This window comes from Paenibacillus sp. FSL P2-0136 (assembly GCF_037975325.1).
Lineage (GTDB): Bacteria > Bacillota > Bacilli > Paenibacillales > Paenibacillaceae > Paenibacillus_AQ > Paenibacillus_AQ silagei.
Map to the genome: position 1 here is coordinate 1,746,193 of NZ_CP150244.1, position 25,303 is coordinate 1,771,495.

Consider the following 25,303-nt stretch of genomic DNA (forward strand, 5'->3'; position numbering starts at 1 on the left):
GAATCCCCCCCATTATATAGTGAAGCTATTTATACTTATATTGAATATCATCGGCTGGAGAGCTGATTTTGTTGTTACTTTTTGTCGAAAAAAATAAAAAAATGTCGTATACCTAAGTCTGTGGGGTACGACCAAAGGCGGAGACGGCGGCAGACCCGGGACTGATGTCCGCTTCCAATTGTAGGCATATAATGAATATTCACGAACATCACTGAGTACGGGCTGGAACTGTACAGTGTAAGGAAAGAGGAAGATATTCATGCTGCATGATCAGCTGTTGAGGGACCCGAATACATATGAAGAGCTTAAGCTGGAGGGTACGGGGGCGGTCAATCCGGCGAATGGACGGCAATATCCGTGGAAGCACGGGTATTTGGCTTTTATGGAGGAAGCGGATGCCGCAGGCAGTAACCGGAAGTACCTGGAGCTGTACAACCGGATTGCCCGTTTCTACAGGCTGTCCAACAAGCTGTATTTCGCGTTGAAGTTCGGCGGAGAACGCAGCTATAGAGAGCAGTTCCTGTCTGCGCTTGAGCTGCGCGGCGGTCAGCGTGTGCTGGAGACCTCGGTGGGCAGCGGCGATAATTTCCCGTACCTTAACATGAAGGCCAAGAACGCGCAGGCCGAGCTGTACGGGCTGGATATTTCCAGCGGAATGCTGAAGCAGGCGGTGCGCAATCTGCGGCGGTGGAAGCTGGAGGCACATCTGTTCCAAGGGACTGCTGAGAGGCTGCCTTTTCAGGACAACAGCTTTGACTGCGTGTACCATGTTGGCGGAATCAATTATTTCAGTGATCCGCGTGCTGCGGTACTGGAGATGATCCGGGTGGCGAAGCCGGGCACAAAGCTGATGATTGCCGATGAGACGAAGAAGCTGGTGAAGGGAACGTACGGGAAGGTGCCGGTGGTTAAGGGATATTTTGCAGAGGGAGCAGACATGCCGGAGATGCTTGGGCTGATTCCGCCGGAGATGCTGGAGGTAGAGTACAAGGAAGTGTGCAAGGGCCTGATGTATTGCATTACCTTTCGTAAGCCTTGAGGCGAATTGTGCGGCAGGACGATTACGGACTTCCTCCTCAGGGTTTTATTTACATGTCTTTAATGTTGATCTTTGTTTGCCACCCTACCTAAGAACGATTACACTATTACTATGTGATTTTGCAACTTAGGAGGGAAGTATCATGGCGATCTATACGCGTACGGGGGATAAGGGCGAGACCTCGGTGATTGGCGGCCGGGTAGGCAAGGACGATGTCCGCGTCGAGGCTTACGGCACCATTGACGAGCTGAACTGCTTCGTTGGCCAGGCACGGAGCTTGATGGAAGACGAGCGGTTTTTGGATGTCCGCGAGCAGCTGCTGGAGATTCAGCATGAGCTGTTTGACTGCGGATCGGATCTGGCATTCGTGAAGCTGAGTGAGAACCGCTATAAGGTGAAAAGCGAGATGGCCACCCGCCTGGAAGGCTGGATCGATGCGCTTCAGGCCGAGAATCCGGTGCTGGAGCGCTTCATCCTGCCCGGCGGAAGTCAGCTGTCCTCGGTGCTGCATGTCTGCCGGACGGTGTGCCGCCGGGCCGAGCGCCGGGCAGTGACGCTGGGCCGCAGTGCGGAGATTAACCCTGAGGCGGTAATCTATCTGAACCGGCTGTCCGACTATTTCTTCGCCCTGGCCCGCGCCGCCAACACCCGGCTGGAGATTGCTGAAGTAGAATATCTGCGCAGCAAAAAGGTGTTTCGGAACAAATGACCAGCTATTATCCGCCCATCTCCTATATCGTGCCGCCGTCCGAGGACGGCTGGCTGCTCAAATCCATCCTGCAAAAGCGGATGGATGTCTCCCGCAAGCTGCTCTCCCGGCTCAAAATGACAGACCTCGGCATTACCCTGAACGGAGAGCGTGTCTATATCAGCGTCAAGGTGAGCAGCGGGGATCAGGTCCAGATACGGATGGAGGAGGAGACGTCAGAGGATATTTTGCCGCAGCCGATTCCTTTCGAGATTCTGTATGAGGACGGGCATCTGCTTGTGGTAAGCAAGGCCGCCGGAATGATTGTCCATCCGACCCACGGCCATTATACCGAGACCCTGGCGAATGGTGTGGTTCATTACTGGGCAGAGAAGGGCGAGCGGGTCCGCTTCCGCCCCGTACACAGGCTGGACCAGGAGACCTCCGGGGTGCTGGTGATTGCCAAGAACCCTTACAGCCACCAGCACATCTCCGAGCAGATGATTGCCGGAACGGTGGACAAGCGGTATACCGCGTTCGTGCACGGCGTGCCTGCTCTGCCCAGCGGCGATATCGACGGTCCGATCGACCGCGACCCGCTGGAGCCGCACCGGCGGATTGTGACGCCGGACGGCTATCCCTCCTTGACCCGGTATGAGGTCAAGGAGGTCTATGGCAGCGCCGCTTCACGCGTCGAGCTGAAGCTGGAGAGCGGGCGCACCCACCAGATCCGGGTGCATATGGGGTCGGTCGGCTGCCCGCTGATCGGTGACGGGATGTACCGTCACCCGCTGTATGGGCAGGCAGCTGGCAGCCGGTCGGAGGCGTCAGCGCCTGGAGAGGAGCGGCGTGCGGGCGAGCCGGCGGTGACCGCAGACGGCGAGGAGCAACAGGTGCAAGAGCTGGCGGTGACCGCAGACGGCGCGCCGCTGCCGCCGGGCGACGCCGCCCGGCTCGCGCAGATCGCGGAGCTGGACGCGGCCATTCCGCGCCAGGCGCTGCATGCGGTGCGGCTGGCCTTCCGGCATCCGGTGACGCATGCCGAGCTGGTGTTCGAGGCTCCGCTGCCGCCGGATATGGCGCTGCTGCAGGAGAAGCTCCGGCAGTCGGCGCGGTAAGTAAGCGCCGGACATGTTCTGGCCGCAGCTGACATCTGCCGCAGCGGGCAGCAATTTATATGCACTTTATATTTTATATATAGAAGGAGAAGCCGATGAGTGACTTGAAGGTGTATCAATATCCGAAATGCAGCACCTGCCGCAGCGCAGTAAAATGGCTGAAGGAAGCAGGGCATGAGCTGGAGCTGCAGCATATCGCAGAGCAGCCGCCAACTGTGGAGGAGCTGCGCGTGCTGGTGAAGCACAGCGGCCTGCCGCTGAAGAAGTTTTTTAATACGAGTGGTGAGGTCTACCGGGAGCTTGGCCTGAAGGATAAGCTTGCAGACTTAAGCGAAGACGAGCAGCTTGCACTGCTGTCTGCACATGGAATGCTGATTAAGCGTCCGGTAGTCACTGACGGCAAGAAGGTTACCGTAGGCTACAAGGAAGACCAGTACGCCGAAGCTTGGAGCAACGCCTAAATTAAGGAATACAAGGAGAGGTTACACATGAGCACAGCAACAGAAATGAAGGGCCGGGTCATGATCGTCGATGGAATGGCTCTGCTGTTCCGCGCTTTTTATGCTACCTCTTATGGTGGATATATCCGCAAGACCCGCGCCGGACTGCCGACGAATGCGGTGTATGGATTTTTGCAGTATTTTTTCGATGCAGTGAGTACGTTTGAGCCTTCACATGTGGTCTGCTGCTGGGATATGGGCAAGGGCACGTTCCGTTCGGAGAAGTACGAAGGCTACAAATCGAACCGGATTGACGCGCCGCTGGAGCTGATCCCGCAGTTCGACCTCGTGAAGGAGGTTGTGGCAGAGCTGGGCGTGCCGAATATCGGGCTGGTCGGATACGAGGCAGATGACTGTATCGGTACACTGGCTTCGTGCTACAGCGGGGAGTCGGAGGTCTATATTCTGACGGGGGATCACGACATGCTCCAGTTGGTGAATGACAGCGTCAAGGTCGTGATTATGAAAAAAGGCCGCTCTAACTATAAAGTGTATGATCCGGCTGAGCTTTTGGCAGAACGGGGCCTCACTCCTGCGCAGGTGATCGACCTAAAGGGCTTTATGGGCGACACCAGCGATAATTATCCCGGGGTGAAGGGCATAGGCGAGAAGACCGCCACCAAGCTGCTGACCGAATACGGCACGGTAGAAGGGGTCATTGAGAACCTGCATCTGCTGCCCAAGGGCGTACGCGCCAAGATTGAAGCGGATCTCGACATGCTGCATCTCTCCCGGGAGCTGGCGGAGATCCGCTGTGATGTGCCGGTAGTCTGCGAGCTGGCCGAATGTCTCTGGGAGCTGCAGCGGGATACGGCGGCCCGCAAGTTCCAGGAGCTGGAGTTCGGCAGCCTGATGCATCTGATCGGCGGAATCGCCGAGGTGCGGGATGACCGTGGGATCGTGCAGATTGAGCTGGGGGATCTGGGCTGAGGCCGGAATAGACAGCAAACCAAACAAGACAGTAGATACTCACCTATCGTGAGTGTGTACTGTCTTGTTTGCGTGTGAAGAGATAGATCGCATTATCCTCAGAGGGCGGCACAAGCAGGCGGGATAATTCCTCATTCAGCTCCATGCTGAAATGCTTAGCCTTATTATAAGCGTCGAAGTCACCGGTGATCGCCGGGTCTCTTGTGCCGATTACAATATACAGCTCCACAGATTCCGTATTAAAAACATGTTTCTCGTACGGATTGCCGGGCACCGGCCAGGAACAAAGTACAACCTTAGGAGCGTATTTGCTCAGGGCGGCTTTGGCATCGGCTTTTTCCACAAAATCCGGGTAGGTGATATAATGCGCCCAGCTATAATCATCGGTTGCCCGGCAGGCCGTGCCGTTATCGTTAAGGAATCTCGTCAAGGTACCGTCACCGGCACCGATCTCCAGGCACTCCTTATCTCCGATCAGAGCGGACAGGCGCTTGATTAACGTACGGGAATAGAAGCAGTAGATCCCTTGTTTATTGACAAGCGGCATCAGCACTTTGGGGCGGATAATCAGCTTCCAGCATACCCGGAACAGAGGGAGCGATACAGGCTTTCGTACAAGCTTTTCCTTGAACAGGAGCTTCTGCAGAATATAACCGTCCCAGAGATTGAACCGGACAGGCCCGGAGGCTGATTCGGCGGACACCGCTAATTGCAGCTGTTCGATCAGATAAATGGCAAAGCGGGCTTTAATAATATTAGGAAGAAAAGCGTTGATAGTGGTTTGATTAAAGCCGCTTTTGACAATTTTGCTCTTCGCTATTTTGGCGCTGCTGGTATAGCTGGCGAGCAGATTGTGGATCAGGTTGGCGCGTTTTTGGCTCGATAGGGCATTGATCTCAAGCAGAACCTCTTCTTTGTACTCCGGATATTCTGACAAAAGCGTACGGGTATCGGTCTCATTCCTCAGAATTTGCTCGGCGGCCGTCTTGCTGAAGGTTATCGCTCTCAGGTCCCGGCTCAAATGACAATACCCTCGCAGTGATCCACCTCATGCTGGATAACCTGCGCCGTAAATCCGGTAAAGCTATCCCGGTGCTTTTTAAAATTATAATCGAGGTACTCTACCTCAATATAGTCGTATCGTTTCGCAGGACGTACGCCTTCGAGCGACAGGCAGCCTTCCTCAGTGTTATAAGGACGGGCACGCTTGACGATCACCGGATTGATCATCGAAAGGGTTAATTGCTGCTCCACGCGGATGGCAATGATGCGTTTGTTGACGCCAATCATGTCCGCAGCCATGCCGACGCACCGGTCGGAGTTGGCGTTCAGCGTCTCCACAAGATCCATTAACACGGGCAGATCCTTTTCCGTGGCCGGCGCAGATTTCTGGCTAAGAAGCGATATATCTTTATTGATAGGTCTAATCATCATACTCTCCAATTATGCTGTATTTGTGTGTCCATAATATCATTTTTGGCGGGGAAGTGAAATGCGGGAGTGAGAGATATGCGGTTAAGATAAAGATTGACGAACCGGAGGAAGCTTGATTATAATGTTAATATAAGTGTTAAATGATTAACAAATATATTAACTTAAAGAGGAGCGTTAACTTCCCATGGCAGAACGCATTGTACTGAACACCGACATCCGCAAAGGTAAGATTGACCGCAACATCTACGGACATTTCGCTGAGCATCTTGGACGCTGTATCTATGAAGGCATCTGGGTGGGCGAAGATTCCCCTATTCCGAACACCAAGGGTATCCGCAACGACGTAGTGGAAGCGCTTAAAGAAATGAAAATTCCGGTATTGCGCTGGCCGGGCGGCTGCTTCGCCGATGAATACCACTGGAAGGACGGTATCGGCCCGAGCGAAGAGCGCAAGCGGATGATCAACACACACTGGGGCGGCGCGGTAGAGAACAACCATTTCGGTACGCATGAATTCATGCTCCTCTGCGAGATGCTGGGCTGCGAGCCGTACATCAACGGTAACGTAGGTAGCGGAACTGTTCAAGAGATGTCCGAGTGGGTGGAATATCTGACGTTTAACGGAGTCTCGCCAATGGCTGAGCTGCGTCAGAAGAACGGCCAGGAAGATGCCTGGAGCGTTAAGTATTTCGGCGTGGGCAACGAGAACTGGGGCTGTGGCGGTAACATGCGTCCTGAGTTCTATGCTGATCTGTACCGCCAATATCAGACGTATGTACGTAACTATGGTGACAATAAGATCCACCGGATCGCCTGCGGGGCGAATGCGGATGATTATAACTGGACGGAAGTGCTGATGCGTGAAGCTACCCGCTTCATGGATTCAATTACCCTGCACTATTACACCCTGCCTAATTCGGACTGGAATCATAAGGGCGCGGCTACAGGCTTCGGAACAGACGAATACTTCACAACGTTGAAGAAGGCACTATTCATGGATGAGCTGGTTACCCGCCATATCGCCATCATGGACAAATACGATCCGGAGAAAAGAGTGGGCCTGATCGTTGACGAGTGGGGCACCTGGTATGATGTTGAGCCGGGTACAAACCCGGGCTTCCTCTACCAGCAGAACACGATCCGCGATGCGCTGGTGGCCGGCTTGACGCTGAATATTTTCCACAAGCATAGTGACCGTGTACGGATGGCGAACATTGCCCAGACCGTGAACGTGCTGCAGGCAGTTATTCTGACCGAAGGCGAGAAAATGCTCCTGACTCCTACTTACCATGTATTCAACATGTACAAAGTACATCAGGATGCAGAACTGCTGGAGCTGACTGTAGACAGCCCGGTATACAGTTACGAGGGCGTAGAGATTCCTGAAGTATCGGCTTCGGCTTCAGTCAATGCTGAGGGCATCATTCATGTCAGCCTGTGTAACCTGAATCACGCATCATCGGCAGTGTTGCCGCTTGCCCTGCGCGGATTGGCTGGTCAAGCATCCGTAAGCGGAACGACGCTGGCCGGAGCTTCCATCGATGCCCACAATAGCTTTGAGCAGCCGGAGGCTGTAACACCGCAGGCATTCAGCGCCTTCAAGCTTGAAGGGGATACGCTGACTGTAGAGCTGCCGCCAATGTCGGTAACGGTACTGGCCATCACTCCACAAGCCTAAGGAGAGAACTGCATGACAACCACTTCAGCCTGCAAAGGATGCCGGGAGGAGTACAAGGTCACGGAAGCACAGATTGCCCGCATTCTGGCGTCCTCCATGTTCAACCCCGGCAATACCGCTTCAGACGAGGTCTATGCCGAGCGGCTTGCGCTTTGCGGGGCTTGCCCCAAGCTGCAGGATGGCGTAACCTGTACCGCCTGCGGCTGTATCATTCCTGTCGTGGCCCGGCTGAAGGCCCGCAGCTGTCCGCTGCCGGGCGGCGGCAAGTGGCAGCCGGTGGCGGAATGACGGCCCACGCCTAACGGCGGCAAGGGATTAGGCGAATAGATAGGCTAGGAGCCATTCTTGCCAGAAGAGACAAATTGATCACCGATAGCCCCTCCAACCTGCACAATACGGCAGTTGGAGGGGCTTTTTTTGTGTTGTGGAGGAGAGGGGGAGGAAGAGGAAATGAGAGGGATAAATCCATCTAATGCGGCGTGAAGTGGGCTGGAAGAGGAAATGAGAGGGATAAATCCCACTGATGCGGTGGAAAGTGGGTTAGATGAGGAAATGAGAGGGAAAAATCCCTTTGGTGCGGTTGGAAGTGGGCTGGATGGATGTTGCGAGGGGCATAAGTGCCCCTGAATTGGCCGAAAGTGAGCGATGAGCGGAAATGAGGGGCATAAGTGCCCCTGAATTTGCTGAAAGTGAGCGATGAGCGGAAATGAAGAGCACTAATGCCCCTGAATTGGCCGAAAGTGAGCGTTGAGCAGAAATGAAGAGCACTAATGCACCTGAATCGGCCGAAAGTGGGCGTTAAGCAGAAATAAGGAGTATTAGCTCTAAAAGTAGCTGAAACGAAAACTAACCTAATTAGTCTAACTAATCTATCTCTACTACCTACCTACCTACCTACCTACCTACCTACCTACCTACCTACCTACCTACCTACCTACCTACCTACCTACCTACCTACCTACCTACCTACCTACCTACCTACCTACCTACCTACCTACCTACCTACCTACCTACCTACCTACCTACCTACCTACCTACCTACCTACCTACCTACCTACCTACCTACCTACCTACCTACCTACCTACCTACCTACCTACCTACCTACCTACCTACCTACCTACCTACCTACCTACCTACCTACCTACCTACCTTCTACACACCCTAATTTGGCTTTCATATAGGACCCGGCAAATCTGCCACGCCATCTGTATAAAACAGCTCAAACACCAAATCCTCGTTGTAATTGCCGAAGCCTTTACCGAACAGGGTGAGGCCACCGATGTGCTCGGCATCCTCCTCGACAGAGAGCCGGAAGGTCCATTGTTTGTTGCGGATGCCTACCTGATCCAGGGTGACCTCCGACAGCTTTTGCCCATCCATGAAAGTGCCCGTCTGCGTAATCCGCAGCTGCTTGAGCAGGCCGTATTGATTGGTGAGTGCAGGCCACCAGGCCGGGGTGTATTTTCCCGGGTTGTCTCCGTAGTCACCGGGGCTGGTCCAGAAGCCGAGCGATTGTCCGTTCAGCGTGAAGGTAATATCCGACGGCCAGTTGTTGTTGACGGACGGGGCTTCGGAGGCGATCTCCATCGTGATGGCAAGCTCCTCCGGCTGCTGGCTCGACAGCAGGAAATTCGGGATTTTATACTCGACGAACCCCTTGCCGAACCAGAGAATCCCGGCGTTCACCCGCTCCTGGTCCCAGAAATAACGGGGATCGTCAAAGTGCCCGATGACCCTCTCTGTCGTAGACAGTCCGCAGGTAGGCTCGATCTGGAAGTCGGAATAATGCCCCACAGGGATGTCCTTGCGGTACCCTCTGCGCGGAGTCCGGGCCTGTCCCGGAAAAACAATCTCAGCCCCGTCGGCGGCCAGTGTACAGATCTTCTGCAGGCCGCTTTTGCCGGGAGCCATATGGCTGCGGATCAGCCCGGCGGCTTCGAGCTTGCGCACATGCATGGTCATAATCGCACTGCTGAGCTTGAGGGCTGCGGCCAGCTCCTTCACGTTCATGGGCTTATCGGACAGCAGCCGCAGCATATGCAGGCGCACGGTACTGGACAGGGCCTCGTACACGGGCAAAGATTGTTCGGTTAGATCAAGTTTCATCGGATGCCTCCACGTTCAGGTTATATAGTTAATAATTATATTACTCAAATAAAATTTCTACAAGCCATGATTGGCTGCAGGCGAGCTTTTCCAATTTATATCACAGACAGGCCAATCTCTGTCAGCTATGATTTGAGATGAATTAGCGATGAAACAAGGTGCTCTTGCCGGAAGCGGCAAGGGATAACAGGGAATCGGGTGCAACTCCCGAGCGGTCCCGCCACTGTATGGAAGAGCTGCACTTCATGAGGTCACTCGGGAAGCCCCCGGGGAAGACGAAGTCTGCAGCGCCTGTATTCCAAGCCAGGAGACCTACCTTGTCTACGCACACCACGACTCTACGCGGATAGGAGCGGTGTACGGATAGGTTAATGAGAAGAGGCGTTCTGCCCTGATGGACCGGAGAAAGCTTGGTGCTTCAAGGTGATCCCCGGTTATAGCTGCTGGATACAAGGATACGGCCCATAGTGATGGGACGGTGAAAAGCACCTTGTTCCGCTTCGCCACGGGTTGCGCGCTCTATCGAACTTGCCTGCGTACATACACTCCCACCCTATAGGGTGGGTTTTTTGGGCTTTATGATCTGTAATGGGAAATCAACAAACATGGAGGGTGACAAATGAAAAAGCACAGATGGTGGAGCTTTGCGGCACTGGTTGCCGGATTTACGGTGTACTTTATGCTGAACGAACCGGGGACGGCCCGGGCGATGCACATTATGGAAGGATTCCTGCCGGTTGGCTGGGCAGTGTTCTGGTGGGCGGCGTTTATCCCGTTCTTTGTCCTTGGAATCTTCAAGCTGAGAGCCATGACCCGGGAGAATCCGGAGCTGAAGCTGCTGCTGGGTCTGGCCGGGGCGTTTACCTTCGTACTGTCTGCGCTCAAAATGCCTTCCGTGACCGGAAGCAGCTCCCACCCCACCGGTACCGGACTAGGTGCGGTAATGCTGGGGCCGCTGCCCATGAGCGTAATCGGCTCGATTGTCCTGCTGTTTCAGGCGCTGCTGCTGGCGCACGGCGGGATCACTACGCTTGGAGCCAATGCGTTCTCGATGGCGGTGGCGGGTCCTTTTGCCGGATATGCAGTGTATAAACTGATGATGAAAATGCCGGACCGCGAGAAGCTGGCCCTGTTCTGCGCCGCAGCGGTAGCGGACCTTAGTACGTATGTGGTGACGTCCTTCCAGCTAGCGGTGGCGTTTCCGGCGGCGGATGGCGGCGTTCTGGCATCTTTTCTCAAATTCGGGGGCATCTTTGCCGTGACGCAAATCCCGCTGGCCATCAGTGAAGGGCTGTTGACGGTACTGCTCTGGAACTGGCTGAAATCGTATAGCCCGAATGAATTGTCGCTGCTGAAACGCAAGGTGAACGGAGGAAGAGCCTAATGAGCAATAAATGGAAAAATGGGTTGATGCTGCTGGTTGTTATTCTGCTGGTCATTCTGCCGCTGCTGCTGGTTAATGGGGAATTCGGAGGGGCCGATGATGCGGCTGAAGGTGTGATTACCGAAATGAATCCTGACTATAAGCCGTGGTTCAAGCCGCTGACCGAGCTGCCGGGTGAGACGGAGAGTATGCTGTTTGCATTGCAGGCCGCGATTGGTGCCGGTGTGATCGGTTATACCCTGGGGCTGCTCAAGGGCAAGCAAGGCGGGACGAAGCAGCATAGCAGCAAGTGATCCGGCGGATTGACGTTCTCTCTTACAATAATGCTCTGCGCCAGTTGTCCCCGATGTGGAAAAGCTCGTTCGCAGCCCTGATGTTCCTGCTATCTTACACCGTACATCCGGTACTACAGGCTGCAATCACCCTATGGATGATGTCCTGGTGTGTATTACAGGCCCGTATTCCCTTCCGTGCTTATGGCATGCTGTTCGGCACAGCGCTGCTGTTCTATGCCCTTAGCGTACCGGCGCTGCTCGTGGAATTCGGGCATCCGGCAGCGGGAGAGGCAGGAATATTCCCGCTTCCGGGACTGAACCTGCAGGTATATGTTACAGCGGCCGGGCTTCAGCGGGCAGGGGAGCTGCTGGCCAGAATCTCTGCCTGCATGAGCTGTTTCTTCTTCCTGATGTTCACTACTCCGTTTAGTGAGCTGTTGCAGGTGCTGCGCAGGCTGCGGATGCCGCAGATTGTCCTGGAGCTGATGCTGATTATGTACCGCTTCCTGTTCCTGCTGAGTGATGCAGCGCATGGTCTGCTGCTGGCCCGCAGGCTGCGCGGAGGCCGCCGGGGCTACAAGGCCAGACTGCGGGAGACTGCGGCCATGGCAGGGGCGCTATTCGGCAACACGATGCACCGTTATTACGGATTATCGCAGGGGCTGCTGGCCCGCGGCTTCACAGACGAGATTATTCTCCCGCCTTATACGGCGCGTCCTGTGCCACGGCGCTATACTGTTCAGGCTTATGCTGGTATTGCGGTGCTGCTGCTGGCTGAGGCGTATTTTATCATAAGCATATGAAAGGAGCCGGCCATGGATCAGGAATCTAGCTTGGCTTGTGACGGAGTGGTCTTTCATTACCCGGATACGAAGGAGCCTGCACTGCATGAACTGACGTTCTCCATCCCCGCAGGCAGCAAGACGGCGGTACTCGGTCATAACGGTTCGGGCAAATCGACGCTGTTCCTGCATGCCGTCGGCATTCTGCGCCCGCAGCAGGGTACGGTTGTGCAAGGAGGGAAGGCGTTATCCTATTCCAAAAAAGAGCTGGCCGCTCTGCGGCGGAAGGTGGGCCTGGTCTTCCAGGACCCTGAGCAGCAGCTGATCCTCAGCACACCGCTGGAGGATGTGTCGTTCGGGCTGCGCGGCAGCGGCATGGCTGAACCGGCTATTGCTGCGCGCTGCCGGGAGGTCATGGAGCTGCTGAATCTGACCGATCTGAGCGATAAACCGATGCACCAGCTTAGCCTGGGCCAGAAGAAACGCACGGCACTCGCCGGTGTACTGGCTATGGAGCCGGAGCTGATTCTATTGGATGAGCCGACCTCTTATCTGGACCCGTTATCGGAAACGAAGATGCTGAAGGGGCTTGAAGCCATACATGATAAAGGGACAACCGTAGTTATGGCTACGCATGATATGGACCTGGCCTACCGCTGGGCGGACTGGATTATTGTGCTGGAGCATGGAAGATGCCGGGCGGCGGGGACTCCGGAGGAGATTTTTGCGGGACGGGAAGAGCTATTGTCCATCGGACTGGGACTGCCGCTGCTGGCTGACTTATGGTTCAGCCTGCCTGCCAGCTTGACCGCAGGGCAGAGCGCTCCCCGCACCGCCGGGGAATTCAAGGACAAACTGCATAAGCTGCTTGCGCTTAACCACAGCTATTCATGAACGGGGGAAGAAGAATGAAGAAACAAGGAAAGCTGCTGATTATCGGCTTCGGCCCCGGAGCGCTGGAGCATATTACCGGCCGCGCACTGGCTGCGCTGGATGAGAGTGAGGCGGTCATCGGCTATACCACTTATGTAGATCTGATCAGGCCGCTGCTGCGGCACCAGGAGATTGTCGGCACGGGGATGACTGAAGAAGTCAGCCGGGCCCAGGAGGCCGTCCGCAGAGCAGAAGCGGGACAGACGATTGCAGTAATCTCCAGCGGCGATGCCGGTGTCTACGGGATGGCCGGGCTGGTATACGAGGTGCTGATCGAACGCGGTTGGAGCCGCTCAGAGGGGGTACAGGTGGAGGTGATCCCGGGAATATCGGCGATCCAGTCCTGTTCCTCGCTGCTTGGAGCGCCGATTATGCATGATTCCTGCACGATCAGCCTGAGCGATCATCTTACCCCCTGGGAGAGCATTGCTGCGCGTGTGGAAGCGGCGGGGGCAGCAGATTTCGTCATTGCGTTCTATAATCCGCGCAGCGGCAGACGGACGCGTCAGATTGAAGAAGCGCGCACTATTCTGCTGCGTTACCGTGATCCGGCTACACCGGTAGGCATTGTCAAAAGCGCCTACCGTGACCGCCAGCAGACAGTCGTAACGACGCTGCAGGATATGCTGGAGCATGAGATCGGCATGCTCTCAACCGTGGTGGTCGGCAACTCTGCTACCGTTGTCTATGAGGACCTGATGATTACGCCGCGCGGATATGAGCGCAAGTACAGTCTCGGAGCACAGACGCAGACGCTGAAGCCGCACGAGCGGCTGCGCACAGCCGCAGAACCGTGGTCGCTGGCTGCGGCGGAGTCCGGGCAGACAGAGGGGGCAGCTGGAGCCGGAGCGGCCAAAACTGTGGATGCTGGGAGAGCAGCAGAGACTGGGCAGAGGGATGCAGCAGATGTTGGAAGCGAGACCGAGCCGGGACAGGTGAAAAGTGCAGAAGCATCAGGTTCGGTTCGGATGGAATGGGCGCTGGGCTGTGGCGAAGCGGAACCAGGACAGACGGAAGAGGCTGCTGCGCAGAGCCTGGCTGCTGCTCCGCAGGTGGAGCGGCTGCGGAGCTTATCCGGTCGCCTGAAGGCATCCACCGATTCTTCCTTCGAGCTGGAGATTGCTCCCGCAACCGGCAGCCGCAGCTTCAACGGTGATCAGATGAAGCTGCTGGCTGAGCTTGCAGGCAGCGATGGGCAATTGATCTATACGAAGGACGGATATTTCCTGCTGCGCGGCAGCCGGAATGAAGAGGCAGAGGCAGGAGCAAGGCTGCTGGAGGCCGGACTGAATGTAAGTACACCTGGAGATTACGTGAAGGTGAAGACCTGCGGATTCTGTGAGCTGCGCAGAAGCGGAGCGTTAAGTGCTGCTGTCCGGCTCCACACCCTGCTGCATGGAATGGCTGTGCCCAGAGAGCTGCACATCAGTGTAGCCGGCTGCGGGATGGCTTGCAGCTCCGCTGTGCTGGATGATATCGGACTGGTAATGTCGCGCGGCAGCTATGAGTTGTATCTCGGCGGCAAGAAGTCCGGGCGGGGTGCCCATGCAGGGATTTTGGTGCGTGAAGGGATGGACGAAGAGCAAGCGGTAGCCGCTGTAGCTGCCGCAGTTGAGGACTACAGGGCTCATGGCCGGGAGCAGGAGCGGTATCATGCGTTCCGGGAACGGATGGACAGCGCAACAGGGAGTGCAGCCCATACATCAGATAACGATAACAGCAAAGAAGGAGTGCAGACGATGAGAACGGTATTACTGGTGGGACACGGGAGCCGGGTTCAAGCGGGAAATGAGGAGCTGCTGGAATTCACCCGCCGGCTCGCAGCCCGTAAGCCGGAGCTGAAGGTTGAGACCTGCTTCATAGAGCTGGCCTCGCCTTCCATCGCTGGCGGAATTGCCAGATGCATTGAGGGTGGTGCGGCGGAGATATACGTAGTGCCGATTATTTTGTTCGCGGCGGGGCATTCCAAGCTTGATATTCCAATGGCCATTGATGAAGCCAAGCAGAGATATCCCGGGGTGAAGTTCATCTACGGACGTCCGCTGGGGGTGCAGGACCGTGCCGTCGATATTCTGCTGGAGCGGATTCAGGAAGCAGAACGACTTCCACTCCTGCAGGTGAAGGTGGCTGGCGGAATGGACCTGGACCTGCGCGGGAACGGTGCATCCACCATAGAGGATAAGGACACCATCGTGCTACTGATGGGACGCGGGGGCAGTGACCCGGATGCCAACAGCGATCTGTATAAAATAAGCCGGCTGCTCTGGGAGAGAACAGGCTACCGCAGCGTGGAAAGCTGCTTCATTGCCATCGCCAAGCCTTCGCTGCCGGACGGGCTTGAGCGCTGCCTTGCATTGGGTGCGCGCAAAATTATTGTTCTGCCGTACCTGCTGTTCACCGGAGTGCTAATGCAGCAGTTCGCAGAGAGAGTGGCGCAATTCGCAGCGGAGCATCCCGGGCTTGAAGTGGAGATCGGCGGCACACTGGGCGCACATCCGCTGCTGGCGGATATGCTGACAGAGCGGATCGAGGAGACGCTGGAAGGCCGTGCCTTCAGTAACTGCGATAACTGCAAATACCGCGATGCAGCCTCTTTGCACCATCATCACCATCACCATCACCATCATGGTGAGGAGGAGCACGGGGAGCATGGGCATGGACATTACGGGCATGGGCATCACAGTCATGAGGGACATGGACACGGGCGCCACTGCCACGGGGAACATGGGCATACGCATGATCACTGCCATAGGGAGCATGAGCATGCACATCACGAGTGTGCGCATCACAGGCATGATGAACATGGGCACACGCATCACGCGCATGAGCATCACTGCCATGGGCGGCATGATGTAACGGAGGCGGCGGCTCTGGCAGACGATCTGGCGCTTCGCCAGCCGCGATGATCTTCATGTTATGCGGCACCAGCGACGCCCGCGAGCTGGCTCAGAGCCTCCTGCGCCAAGGCCTGCCGCTGCAGGCCAGCGTGGTGACGCCCAGCGGGGCAGAACGCCTTATGGCCGCAGGCATCCGCACCCGCGTCGGCAGACTGGACCGCGAGGCGATGATCGCTTTGCTGCAAGCGGGCGGGTACCGTGCCGTGGTGGACGGCAGCCATCCTTTTGCGCTGGAGGCCCATGCTAATGCAATGGAAGCTGCTGCTGCCCTGGGGTTGCCTTACTTCCGCTACGAGCGGCAGAGCCTTATCTATAACAGCCATCCCCGGCTGTTGCTAGTGCATTCCTATGAAGAGGCTGCGCGCAAGGCTAAGGAGCTGAAGGGCTCTGTGATGCTGACTACCGGCGGCAAAACGCTGGAGATTTTTGCGGAGGAGCTGCTGGGAGATCCGGATATCCGGCTGACCGTAAGGCTGCTGCCTTGTCTGGAGAATCTGGAGAAGTGTCTGACCCTTGGGATTGAGCAGCGGAATATTATTGCGCTTCAGGGCCCTTTTAGCAGAGAGATGAATGAGGCCTTATACCGGCAGTACGGCACCCGGGTGATGATTACCAAGGAGAGCGGGGCCGAAGGCTCGGTGGATGAGAAGCTGCATGCCGCGCTGGATATGGGGTTATATGTGATTTTGATTATGCGGCCGGGGCTGCCCTTCGGGGATGGCGGAACGGTGTTTGATTCTTTTGACGAGATTACGGCTGCTGTGAAGAATGCGCTGCTAATGACGAGGGAAGAGGGATGAATGTGGATTTCGGGACAGAGTTCAAGCCGGTGACCGTACAGCCGCAGGAGATAGAGGGTCTAAGCTTTCAGATGATTACGGAGGAGCTGGGTGAACATTCGTTTAGTGCATTGGAGTACCCGATTGTACAGCGGATTATTCATGCTTCGGCTGATTTTGAGCTGGGGCGCAGCCTGGTGTTCCATCCCGGGGCGATTGAGGCGGGGATTCACGCCATTCTGCAGGGCAAGCCGATTATAGCGGATGTGCGGATGGTGGAGGCGGGCATTGCCAAGGAGCGGATTCAGCGGTACGGCGGCGAGGTCCGGGTACATATTTCAGATCCTGATGTGGTGGACGAGGCGAAGGCGCTGGGAACCACAAGGGCGATTATCGCAACGCGCAAGGCCTGCGCCCAGGCACCGGGGGGAATCTATGTCATCGGCAACGCGCCGACTGCCCTGCTGGAGCTGATCCGTCTGGTAAAAGCAGGCGCCGCCCAGCCCGGACTTGTCATCGGCATGCCCGTTGGCTTCGTCTCTGCGGCGGAATCCAAGGATGAGCTGCGCAAGCTGGATATTCCCTACATCACCAATATCGGCCGCAAAGGCGGCAGTACAATCGTGGTCGCCGCAGTGAACGCACTAAGTCTGCTGGCAGTCCGCCGGGCGGCGGGCGAGCTGGGTTAGCTTGATCAGAGAATCAGATCGCTGAAGCGTAGGGCTGGTGAGTTGTCATATCCCGCTTAAGGTGCAAGTGGTATGCTTAATCGCACTCTGTACAACTAAATGCTCTGATCTACGAGTGAATAGCCAATTAGCTGTAAAACGTGCAATTATACTTTTCTATAATCGGTGTTCTCCTTCATTTGGGCAGATATAGTTGTACAGATTACAGTTAGATGAGGAAATCCTCCCTTTTTGCGGGTTTTAAATGTACAGAATACAACTATCTCAAATTATTTACTTCTTTAGTTCTAATAGTATTCTGTACAACAGAATTCGTGATTTTATAGTTGAAATCTGGTTCTACTGTAGTTTATACACTTGATTTGTGGATAATAGCTCCAAAACACCTCCCCCGCCAAATTCTAATGTACAAAATGCAGCAGACTTACTTTTTTGGCGGATTTGGGGTTCAACTAATGTACAAAGTGCAATGGATCCAGAATTTGTATAAAAATCTCCTGATTTGCTTAGAAGCAGCAGTATAATCAGGTTATATAGAGAGTAAGACAGGTTACCTGCCCAGGGCGAACGCTCAGAGGATAGGCTTCAGCGATGTGCAGATTGTTCAGTTTGTGAGGATTCATTCTTAGACCATCAGCAAAGAGGGAGTGCCATGACCAAGGAAATACCCGGTCACGCCGTCAGGCAGAACCGGGGCCAAGAAAGCGGGGAGGCAGGGGCGGGGCAAGCAGAGCGGGTAGAGCAAGCAGCCGGACCTGAATTCGATCAGGGATCTGAGCAGTTGGAGCAAGTAGGCGGCCCCGAATCCGCAGAAGCAGTTGAACGGCTGGAGCAAGCCAGCAGCCCCGAGATCGGGCAGACGGCCGAGCATGTACGCCAGGCTATCGAACCCGGATTGCCCCGATTTGATCAGGCAACTGAGCAACCGGAGCAAGCCAGCTGCCCCGAGTTCAAGCCAGCGGCTGAGCAGGTACAGCAGGCTGTAAAACCTGGATTGCCCGCTCCCGAATCCGCAGGTGAAACGCCAGCTCCCCCGCTGCGCAGGGGCTACACGACAGGGGCCTGTGCCGCAGCGGCAGCCGCAGGTGCGGCCACCCTGCTCATTACAGGGGAGAGCCTGCCTGCGGTAGAGATTGATCTGCCGGCCGGGTTCCGTCATGCCTTTGAGCTGACTGGCTGGCAGCGTACAGGAACACACACGGCAAGCTGTGCCACAGTGAAGGATGCCGGAGACGACCCGGATGCGACACATCTGGCGTGGATCGAGGCGGCGGTGAGCTGGCGGGATCAGCCCGGCGTGGAGATTGACGGGGGCCGCGGTGTTGGCCGGGTGACGAAGCCGGGGCTGCCGGTGGGCGTCGGAGAGGCGGCGATTAATCCGGTGCCCCGGAGGATGATTCAGGAGGCGGTATCCGCCGTACTGGAGGAGCACGGTGCAGTGCGGGGCCTGAGGGTAGTCATCAGCGTGCCGGAGGGCGAGAGCATCGCCATGAAGACGCTGAATCCCCGGCTGGGTATTCTGGGCGGCATTTCGATCCTGGGCACACGGGGCGTGGTGACCCCGTTCTCCACCGAAGCCTATAAGGCGAGTGTGGTTCAGGCCATCTCGGTGGCGGCTGCGGCGGGGAACCGGCAGATCGTGCTGACCACAGGCGGCAGCAGCGAGAAATACGCCATCGCGATGTTCGCAGAGCTTCCGGAGGAAGCTTTTATACAGATGGGGGAATATGTGGGCTTCTCACTGGAGCATGCCAAGGCATACGGAATTCGCAAGGTTACCTTCGTCGGGATGGCCGGCAAATTCTCCAAGGTGGCTCAGGGGGCCATGCTGATTCACTCTAAGAACGCGCCCGTCGATTTCGGATTTCTGGCAGCCGTTGCGGCAGGTGCGGGAGCGTCCCCGGAGCAGGTGCAGGAGATTGCTGCCGCCAACACAGCCTCACAGGTCGTGGATATGATGACTGAGGCGGGGAATTACACTTTTTTCGAGCAGCTGTGCAGGCATGCCTGTGAACAGAGTCTGGCGCATATGAACGGAGGCATGATTGTGGAAATGGTGCTTATCACAATGAAGGGCAGGGTGCTAGGAAGGGCGGAAATTCATGGATAACCTGATTTATGTAATCGGGATCGGTGAGGATGGCGCCGGCGGCCTGACCCCGGATAGCTTAAGCATAGTGAACAACAGCGAGGTGCTGCTGGGCGGCGAGCGGCAATTGAATTTTTTCGGCAGATACAGAGGGGAGAAAATCGTGCTGCAAGGCGGGCTGAAGCCTTTTACAGACAAGCTGGAGGAGGTGTGGCGTGAGCGGCGGACGGTGGTGCTGGCCTCGGGGGACCCGTTCTTTTTTGGGATTGCGGGTTATCTGGTCCGCAGGTTCGGACCGGAGCATGTGGAGGTGATCCCCCATTATAGCAGTGTGCAGCTTGCGTTCGCGCGGCTCGGGGACAGCTGGCAGGATGCTGAGCTGATCAGTCTGCATGGGCGTCCCATTCAGGGACTGGCCCAGCGGATCGACGGCAGGCACAAAATCGCCCTGCTGACAGACGAGAACAACACCCCTGCGGTCATTGCCGCTTACTTGCAGGAGTTCGGGATGGTGGAATATGAGGCGTTTGTCTGCGAACGTCTTGGCGGGGCGGAGGAAGTCTGCCGGTTCTGGACGCTGGAGGAGATGGTAACCAGGGAGTTCGCGGCGCTTAATGTCGTGATCCTGCGCCGTAAGCAGGAGGTCTCCGCTCCCGTGCGGCGCGGGTTCGCTTATCCCGACGGGGAGTTCCGGCAGCGTAAGCCGGAGAAAGGCCTGATTACGAAGCGCGAGGTCCGCGCTCTAGTGCTGTCGGAGCTGAACCTGTCCGAGGATGCAGTCGTGTGGGATATCGGCTCCGGCTCGGGTGCGGTGGCTGCGGAATGTGCGCGGATCGCCAGACTTGGGAGGGTCTACGCTCTGGAGAAAAGTGCGGAGAACCTGCCGAATATGGCAGCGAACCGTCTGAAGTTCCGGGCGGATTTCGAAATCATTCAGGCGAAGGCGCCGCAGGGCTTAGCGGCTCTACCTGACCCGGATGCCGTCTTCATCGGCGGGAGCGGCGGTGAGCTGGCGGCCATTATTGAACATAGCGCTGCGAGGCTTCAGCCCGGCGGACGGATTGTGGTTGGGGCGATTACGGTGGAGACCCTGCATGGCAGCATGGAGGCGCTTAAGGCCGCAGGACTGGCCTGCGAGGTGACGATGCTTCAGGCGTCGCGCGGCAAGCCGATTCTCGGCATGACCCGGTTCGACGGAATGAATCCCGTCTATGTGGTCAGCGGCCGGAGGCTTCATTAATCATCAGACAATAACGAAGGAGGAACCCGCAATGAAGACCGATGTAACTGAGCCGCGTGAGCAGGCTGCGGAGGGACAGGAAATATCGTCAGGAGAAGCTGCAGGGACGCTGTGGACAGAAGCAGCGATACAGGCGGCCAGTGCGTTATTTGACCCGCTGGATGCAGAAGAGCTGGAGCTGGAGGAAAGACTGACTCCCCGGGCGCTCGGAACGTTATACGGCATAGGCGTTGGCCCCGGCGACCCGGAGCTGATTACGCTTAAGGCTTGCCGTCTGCTGCGGGAATGTCCGGTGATTGCTTATCCGGCTACCAAGAAGGGCGGCAATTCCTACGCCTATGAAATCATTGAGCTGCATGTAGACCCGCAGGACAAAATCATGCTCGGACTGGTCTTTCCGATGACGAAGGACCCGGAGCTGCTGGCTGGCGGCTGGACCCGCACGGTAGAGCTATGCTGGGGAGAGCTGAGACAGGGGCGGGATGTGGCTTTTGTGACGGAAGGCGATCCTAATCTCTACAGTACCTTCATTCATCTGGCCCGGCTGATGCAGGAGCTGCACCCCGGTGTGCCGGTCGTCTCGGTTCCGGGAATATCCTCGGTGCTGGGCGCGGCGGCTGCGCTGGAGCAGCCCCTGGCAGACGGCAATCAGCGGGTGGGGATCATCCCGGCTACGGACGACAGGGAGGCGCTTCGGGAAGCGCTGCTGCATCATGATACGGTGGTGTTCCTTAAGGTGGCCAAGGTGCTGGATGTGGTGCTGGATGTGCTGGATGAGCTGGGCTTGTCCGGCCGCGCCTCGGTGGTAACCAAGGTCACCTCCCCCTATGAGACTGTCTGGCGCGATGCACGGGACCTGCGGGGCAAGGAAGTGGAGTACCTGAGTCTGATGGTGGTGAGCAAATGACTGAGCTTGCGTCGAAGGTATACATTGTAGGTGCCGGACCGGGCGACCCGGAGCTGATCACTGTAAAAGGCAGCCGAATCTTGCGCTCCGCTGATCTGGTGCTGTATGCGGATTCGCTGGTCAGCGAGGAGCTGATCCGCAGCGCTAAGCCCGGTGCGCAGGTGCTTCAGAGCTCGGGCATGGATCTGGAGCAGCAGGTGGAGCTGATGACGCTTGCCGTGCAGTCCGGTAAAAGCGTAGCCCGTGTCCACACCGGAGACCCCGCCATGTACGGCGCGATTCTGGAGCAGATGTCGCTGCTGAAGCTACGCGGCGTCGCTTACGAGATTGTACCGGGCGTTAGCTCGGTTTTTGCCTCTGCGGCGGCGGTTGGCGCAGAGCTGACCGTGCCGGAGCTGACGCAGACGGTCATTCTGACCCGTGCGGAAGGGCGCACACCCGTGCCGGAGCGCGAGCAGCTGCGCAAGCTGGCGGAGCATCACTGCACGGTGGCGCTGTTTCTGAGTGCATCACTGGCCGGTCATGTGAGCAGTGAATTCCTGGCCGCAGGCTGGAGCCCGGAGACCCCGGTGGCAGTCGTGAAGCGGGCCACTTGGCCGGATCAGCAGATTCTGCGGACCACGGTTGAGAAGCTGGAGGCGGACCTGCAAGGTGCTGGCATCACCATGCATGCCATGATCCTGGCCGGCTGGGCGCTGGACCCCGGGCTGACGGACCGCGATCAGCACCGCTCCAAGCTGTATGACAAGACCTTCACCCACGGCTGCCGGGAAGGAATCGGCTCCGGTGAGTAAGCGGTATGCGGCTGTTGCGATTACGCGCAGCGGGATAGAGCAGGCTGTGAAGCTTGGCGGGAGGCTTGGCGGGACTGAGGTCTTTGTCTATGCCAAGTATAGCGGAGAGCTGGAGGCGCGGAGCGGGGAGATCACTGTTTTTGACGGACCGGTCAGAGGGGTGCTGCCTGGGCTCTTCGGGAGCTATGAGGCGGTCATTCTGTTCTTCTCACTGGGGGCGGCTGTCCGGCTGACGGCTCCGCTGCTGCGGGATAAAAGAACCGATCCTGCCGTCATCGTCATCGATGAGCGCGGGGAGCATGTCATCAGCATGCTCTCCGGCCATCTTGGCGGAGCGAATAGGCTGACACTGGAGATTGCGGAGCTGCTGGGCAGCCATCCGGTGATCACCACGGCTTCGGATGTGCAGGGTACCTTCGCTGTCGATCTGCTGGGCCGGGAGTACGGCTGGCGTGCCGACAGCTTCACCTCCATGAAGGGGGTTAGTGCTGCGCTCGTTAACGGGGAGCCGGTAGCCTTTGTGCAGGAGAGCGGGGAACGTGACTGGCTGCCGCCGGGTGCTGAGGTGCCGGAGCATGTCTCTATGTTCGCAAGCAGAGCTGAGCTTCGGCATAGCGGACGCAGCTTCAGCGCAGCGATTGTGGTAAGCGACCGGGTGACGGAGGAACCAGAGGAGGACGCACCGGCAGATACTACTCTGGCCGAGTACACTGTAGTGTATCGCCCGCGCAGTCTGGTGCTTGGACTCGGCTGCAACCGCGGGACGTCTGCGGATGAGCTGGAAGCGGTGGTTCTTCACACTCTGCACGAGCTTAATTTGTCGCTCCATAGTGTGCGGAATGTGGCGACAGCCGGGATCAAGGGGGATGAAGCGGGACTCTTGGCCTTGTGCGCCAAATACAGCTGGGAGCTGGTTCTGTACACCCCGGAGCAGCTCAATACAGTAGAGCTGGACCATCCGTCTGAGGTGGTATTCAGGGCAACCGGGGCTTACGGTGTCTGTGAACCTGCTGCGCTGCTGTCTTCAGGTGCGCATTCGCTCCTGCAGCCTAAGCTCAAGAGCGGCAATGTGACCATCGCCGTAGCCCGGATTGTCTATCCCGGAGAGAAGGAGGGGAAGAGCGGTGAATGAGCTGAGGAATGCAGCCAGATATGAAAAAAAGCCTGGATCAGCCCCCCGTGAGCCGCAGGCGCATCCCCGCCTGGTCATCGCAGGCACAGGCAGCGGCTCGGGCAAAACAACCGTCACACTGGGGCTGATGCGCGCTTTTGCCCGGCGGGGCCTGAAGGTTCAGGGCTTCAAATGCGGCCCTGACTATATCGATCCCGCCTATCACACTGCGGTCACAGGCCATCCCTCGCGCAACCTGGACTCCTGGATGACTTCAAGCGACTATCTGCAGGAGTATTTCCTGCAGGCCTCGGCGGATGCTGACCTGTCCGTCATTGAGGGCGTGATGGGGTTGTATGACGGCAAGGAAGACACAGCACTGACCGGATCCACGGCGGAGATCGCCATCCTGACCGCCAGCCCTGTGCTGCTGGTGGTCGATGTCCGCAGCATGGGGCGCAGTGCCGCGGCGATAGTGCTGGGCTTCCGGCAGCTGGAGCCGCAGGTGCAGATTGCCGCCGTTCTGGTGAACCGCTGCGGCAGCGAGGGTCACTACCGGTTAGTTAAGGCTGCCATTGAAGCAGCCTGCGGGATTCCCGTGATTGGCTGGCTCCCCCGCGACAGCGGGCTGGACATCCCGGAGCGGCATCTGGGCCTGCTGCCCGCTGTGGAGCGAGGGGAGCTTGCGCCCTTGTTCGAGCGTGCCGCCGACATGCTGGAGCAAGGCACGGATCTGGAACGGCTGCTGGAGCTTGCGGCTGCCGCTCCTGCTGTGCAGGGGCAGCCTGTGTCGCCGGAGCAAGAAGCCTTGCTTGCCTGCATGCAGATGCCGGACCAGCAAGTTCGCTCTCTTACATATGCGGCTGAACTTTGTAACCCCGCTGCTCAGATACATAAGACACAGGCAGGCCCGGCGGGGCCTGGCCCGCTCATTGCCGTAGCCCGGGATGCGGCGTTCAATTTCTATTACGCCGATAATCTGGAGCTGCTTGCACGTGAAGGTGCTAAGCTGGTGTACTTCAGCCCGCTCAGCGGTGAAGGCATTCCGCCGGAAGCTGACGGCATCTATCTCGGCGGCGGCTTCCCGGAAGAATTCGCGGCGGTGATTGCCGCGAACCAGCTATTCCTCGACGGCCTGAGATCTGCCGCAGACGCTGGAATGCCACTGTATGCGGAGTGCGGCGGCTATATGGTGCTGGCCCGCAGTCTGACCGACCGCACCGGCACGGTGCATGAGATGGCCGGGATCATTCCGGCGCATACCGTGATGCAGGAACGCCGGGCGGCACTCGGGTATCGTGAAGTTACGGCACTTCACGACTGTCTGCTGCTGAAGCAGGGCGAGCGTCTGCGCGGCCATGAATTTCATTACTCCGTCATGAGCTATCCTGACGGGGAAGCCCGGACCTATGCCTATGAGAGTAAGGGCAGAGGGGGGAGCCAGCCTGAAGGCTACATCGGAGGAAGCATCATGGCTGCTTATGCTCATATCCATCTGGCCTCCCATCTTCCGGCAGCAGCCCGGCTTGTAGCAGCCTGCCGGGCCTATCGTGACCGCAAACAGGCTGTGCAGCAGCATGTTCCCGGCTCCCGCAACCAACAAGTGGAATAACGTATCTTAAATTATTAATTCTAACGAAATGTGTGGCGATAAGTGGAAAAACAACATCTATTCATGTTACTTTTAGCTACTTGGGCTAAAATGGGCAACATTAAGTGTTGTTTTTCCAACTGTTGTTCTAGCATCGGCTATTCGTTCATTAGCAAGTGTAGAAAATCCAACTACCCCCGTCCCGTTCAATTCGGCCTAAGCCTCATCAGCAAATCACTTATTCATACTGTATGTCAACCGCTTGTCATACGTATATTTGATACGTATAATAGGACAAGAGAACGCTTCATTATCGCGCACGGGCTGGTCAACGGGCA

The 25,303-nt window shown here is 57.1% G+C and carries 23 protein-coding genes and 1 riboswitch; of the genes, 20 read left to right on the forward strand and 3 right to left on the reverse strand.

All coding sequences use genetic code 11. From position 1 onward, the window contains the following. Positions 1-259 precede the first annotated feature (259 nt). From NYE26_RS07235 to NYE26_RS07255, 5 genes are all read left to right on the forward strand, one after another. Positions 260-1,039 carry a methyltransferase domain-containing protein gene (locus NYE26_RS07235; protein ID WP_339254957.1) on the forward strand — a complete coding sequence of 260 codons (780 nt, stop codon included), beginning with the start codon at positions 260-262 and terminating at the stop codon, positions 1,037-1,039. A 142-nt stretch (positions 1,040-1,181) separates the two neighbouring features. Continuing rightward, a complete protein-coding gene (locus NYE26_RS07240) occupies positions 1,182-1,748 on the forward strand; it encodes a cob(I)yrinic acid a,c-diamide adenosyltransferase (RefSeq protein ID WP_036696754.1) in 567 nt (188 codons plus the stop codon). Beyond that, the gene (locus NYE26_RS07245; protein WP_339254959.1) at positions 1,745-2,845 is read left to right on the forward strand and encodes an RluA family pseudouridine synthase; all 1,101 of its coding nucleotides are present in this window, start codon (positions 1,745-1,747) and stop codon (positions 2,843-2,845) included. The genes NYE26_RS07240 and NYE26_RS07245 overlap by 4 nt, the downstream gene beginning before the upstream one ends. A gap of 95 nt (positions 2,846-2,940) precedes the next feature. Next, on the forward strand, positions 2,941-3,306 hold the full coding sequence (locus tag NYE26_RS07250; RefSeq protein WP_036722484.1) for an arsenate reductase family protein: 366 nt from the start codon (positions 2,941-2,943) through the stop codon (positions 3,304-3,306). 27 nt (positions 3,307-3,333) lie between these two features. Then, positions 3,334-4,275 carry a 5'-3' exonuclease H3TH domain-containing protein gene (locus tag NYE26_RS07255; protein WP_051477787.1) on the forward strand — a complete coding sequence of 314 codons (942 nt, stop codon included), beginning with the start codon at positions 3,334-3,336 and terminating at the stop codon, positions 4,273-4,275. Positions 4,276-4,318: 43 nt separating this feature from the next. Here NYE26_RS07255 and NYE26_RS07260 read toward each other — a convergent pair whose 3' ends face one another. Beyond that, a complete protein-coding gene (locus NYE26_RS07260; protein WP_339254962.1) occupies positions 4,319-5,296 on the reverse strand; it encodes a hypothetical protein in 978 nt (325 codons plus the stop codon). Further along, the gene (locus tag NYE26_RS07265; RefSeq protein ID WP_339254964.1) at positions 5,293-5,709 is read right to left on the reverse strand and encodes a peptide deformylase; all 417 of its coding nucleotides are present in this window, start codon (positions 5,707-5,709) and stop codon (positions 5,293-5,295) included. The genes NYE26_RS07260 and NYE26_RS07265 overlap by 4 nt, the downstream gene beginning before the upstream one ends. Before the next feature lie 184 nt (positions 5,710-5,893). On the opposite strand from NYE26_RS07265, the gene NYE26_RS07270 reads away from it, so the two are divergent. Further along, positions 5,894-7,387, forward strand: a complete 1,494-nt coding sequence (locus tag NYE26_RS07270; RefSeq protein ID WP_339254966.1) for an alpha-N-arabinofuranosidase — start codon at positions 5,894-5,896, stop codon at positions 7,385-7,387. Between the two features lie 12 nt (positions 7,388-7,399). Continuing rightward, the gene (locus NYE26_RS07275; protein WP_036722478.1) at positions 7,400-7,675 is read left to right on the forward strand and encodes a DUF6171 family protein; all 276 of its coding nucleotides are present in this window, start codon (positions 7,400-7,402) and stop codon (positions 7,673-7,675) included. 886 nt (positions 7,676-8,561) lie between these two features. On the opposite strand, the gene NYE26_RS07280 is transcribed toward NYE26_RS07275, so the two are convergent. Further along, entirely contained in the window at positions 8,562-9,494 is a 933-nt protein-coding gene (locus tag NYE26_RS07280; RefSeq protein WP_339254968.1) for a helix-turn-helix domain-containing protein, read from the reverse strand. Between the two features lie 139 nt (positions 9,495-9,633). After that, positions 9,634-9,829: riboswitch (cobalamin riboswitch) on the forward strand. Positions 9,830-10,113: 284 nt separating this feature from the next. Between NYE26_RS07280 and NYE26_RS07285 the strand changes: the two genes are divergently transcribed. From NYE26_RS07285 to NYE26_RS07345, 13 genes are all read left to right on the forward strand, one after another. Further along, positions 10,114-10,878 (forward strand): energy-coupling factor ABC transporter permease, encoded by a 765-nt coding sequence (locus NYE26_RS07285; RefSeq protein WP_036722468.1) that lies wholly within the window; start codon positions 10,114-10,116, stop codon positions 10,876-10,878. Beyond that, the gene (locus NYE26_RS07290) at positions 10,878-11,171 is read left to right on the forward strand and encodes an energy-coupling factor ABC transporter substrate-binding protein (protein ID WP_036722466.1); all 294 of its coding nucleotides are present in this window, start codon (positions 10,878-10,880) and stop codon (positions 11,169-11,171) included. Before NYE26_RS07285 ends, NYE26_RS07290 begins: the two co-directional genes overlap by 1 nt. Beyond that, positions 11,168-11,956, forward strand: coding sequence for a cobalt ECF transporter T component CbiQ (gene cbiQ / locus NYE26_RS07295; protein WP_339254971.1), 789 nt, complete (start codon positions 11,168-11,170; stop codon positions 11,954-11,956). The genes NYE26_RS07290 and cbiQ overlap by 4 nt, the downstream gene beginning before the upstream one ends. Before the next feature lie 12 nt (positions 11,957-11,968). Continuing rightward, complete coding sequence (locus NYE26_RS07300; protein WP_339254972.1) at positions 11,969-12,829, forward strand: ABC transporter ATP-binding protein; 861 nt, start codon at positions 11,969-11,971, stop codon at positions 12,827-12,829. 14 nt (positions 12,830-12,843) lie between these two features. Beyond that, positions 12,844-15,774 (forward strand): precorrin-3B C(17)-methyltransferase, encoded by a 2,931-nt coding sequence (cobJ, locus tag NYE26_RS07305; protein ID WP_339254973.1) that lies wholly within the window; start codon positions 12,844-12,846, stop codon positions 15,772-15,774. Further along, on the forward strand, positions 15,771-16,565 hold the full coding sequence (cobK, locus tag NYE26_RS07310) for a precorrin-6A reductase (RefSeq protein ID WP_339254974.1): 795 nt from the start codon (positions 15,771-15,773) through the stop codon (positions 16,563-16,565). The genes cobJ and cobK overlap by 4 nt, the downstream gene beginning before the upstream one ends. Positions 16,566-16,567: 2 nt before the next feature. Continuing rightward, positions 16,568-17,233 (forward strand): precorrin-8X methylmutase, encoded by a 666-nt coding sequence (locus NYE26_RS07315; protein WP_339257381.1) that lies wholly within the window; start codon positions 16,568-16,570, stop codon positions 17,231-17,233. A gap of 994 nt (positions 17,234-18,227) precedes the next feature. Then, positions 18,228-19,343 (forward strand): cobalt-precorrin-5B (C(1))-methyltransferase, encoded by a 1,116-nt coding sequence (locus NYE26_RS07320; protein ID WP_339257383.1) that lies wholly within the window; start codon positions 18,228-18,230, stop codon positions 19,341-19,343. Then, the gene (cbiE, locus tag NYE26_RS07325; RefSeq protein WP_339254975.1) at positions 19,336-20,562 is read left to right on the forward strand and encodes a precorrin-6y C5,15-methyltransferase (decarboxylating) subunit CbiE; all 1,227 of its coding nucleotides are present in this window, start codon (positions 19,336-19,338) and stop codon (positions 20,560-20,562) included. The genes NYE26_RS07320 and cbiE overlap by 8 nt, the downstream gene beginning before the upstream one ends. Positions 20,563-20,593: 31 nt before the next feature. Continuing rightward, positions 20,594-21,469, forward strand: a complete 876-nt coding sequence (gene cobI, locus NYE26_RS07330) for a precorrin-2 C(20)-methyltransferase (protein ID WP_339254976.1) — start codon at positions 20,594-20,596, stop codon at positions 21,467-21,469. Then, positions 21,466-22,263 (forward strand): precorrin-4 C(11)-methyltransferase, encoded by a 798-nt coding sequence (cobM, locus tag NYE26_RS07335; RefSeq protein ID WP_076079758.1) that lies wholly within the window; start codon positions 21,466-21,468, stop codon positions 22,261-22,263. Before cobI ends, cobM begins: the two co-directional genes overlap by 4 nt. Further along, positions 22,211-23,395 (forward strand): cobalamin biosynthesis protein, encoded by a 1,185-nt coding sequence (locus tag NYE26_RS07340; RefSeq protein WP_339254977.1) that lies wholly within the window; start codon positions 22,211-22,213, stop codon positions 23,393-23,395. Before cobM ends, NYE26_RS07340 begins: the two co-directional genes overlap by 53 nt. A gap of 1 nt (position 23,396) precedes the next feature. Further along, positions 23,397-24,986, forward strand: coding sequence for a cobyrinate a,c-diamide synthase (locus NYE26_RS07345; protein WP_339257385.1), 1,590 nt, complete (start codon positions 23,397-23,399; stop codon positions 24,984-24,986). Positions 24,987-25,303 lie beyond the last annotated feature (317 nt).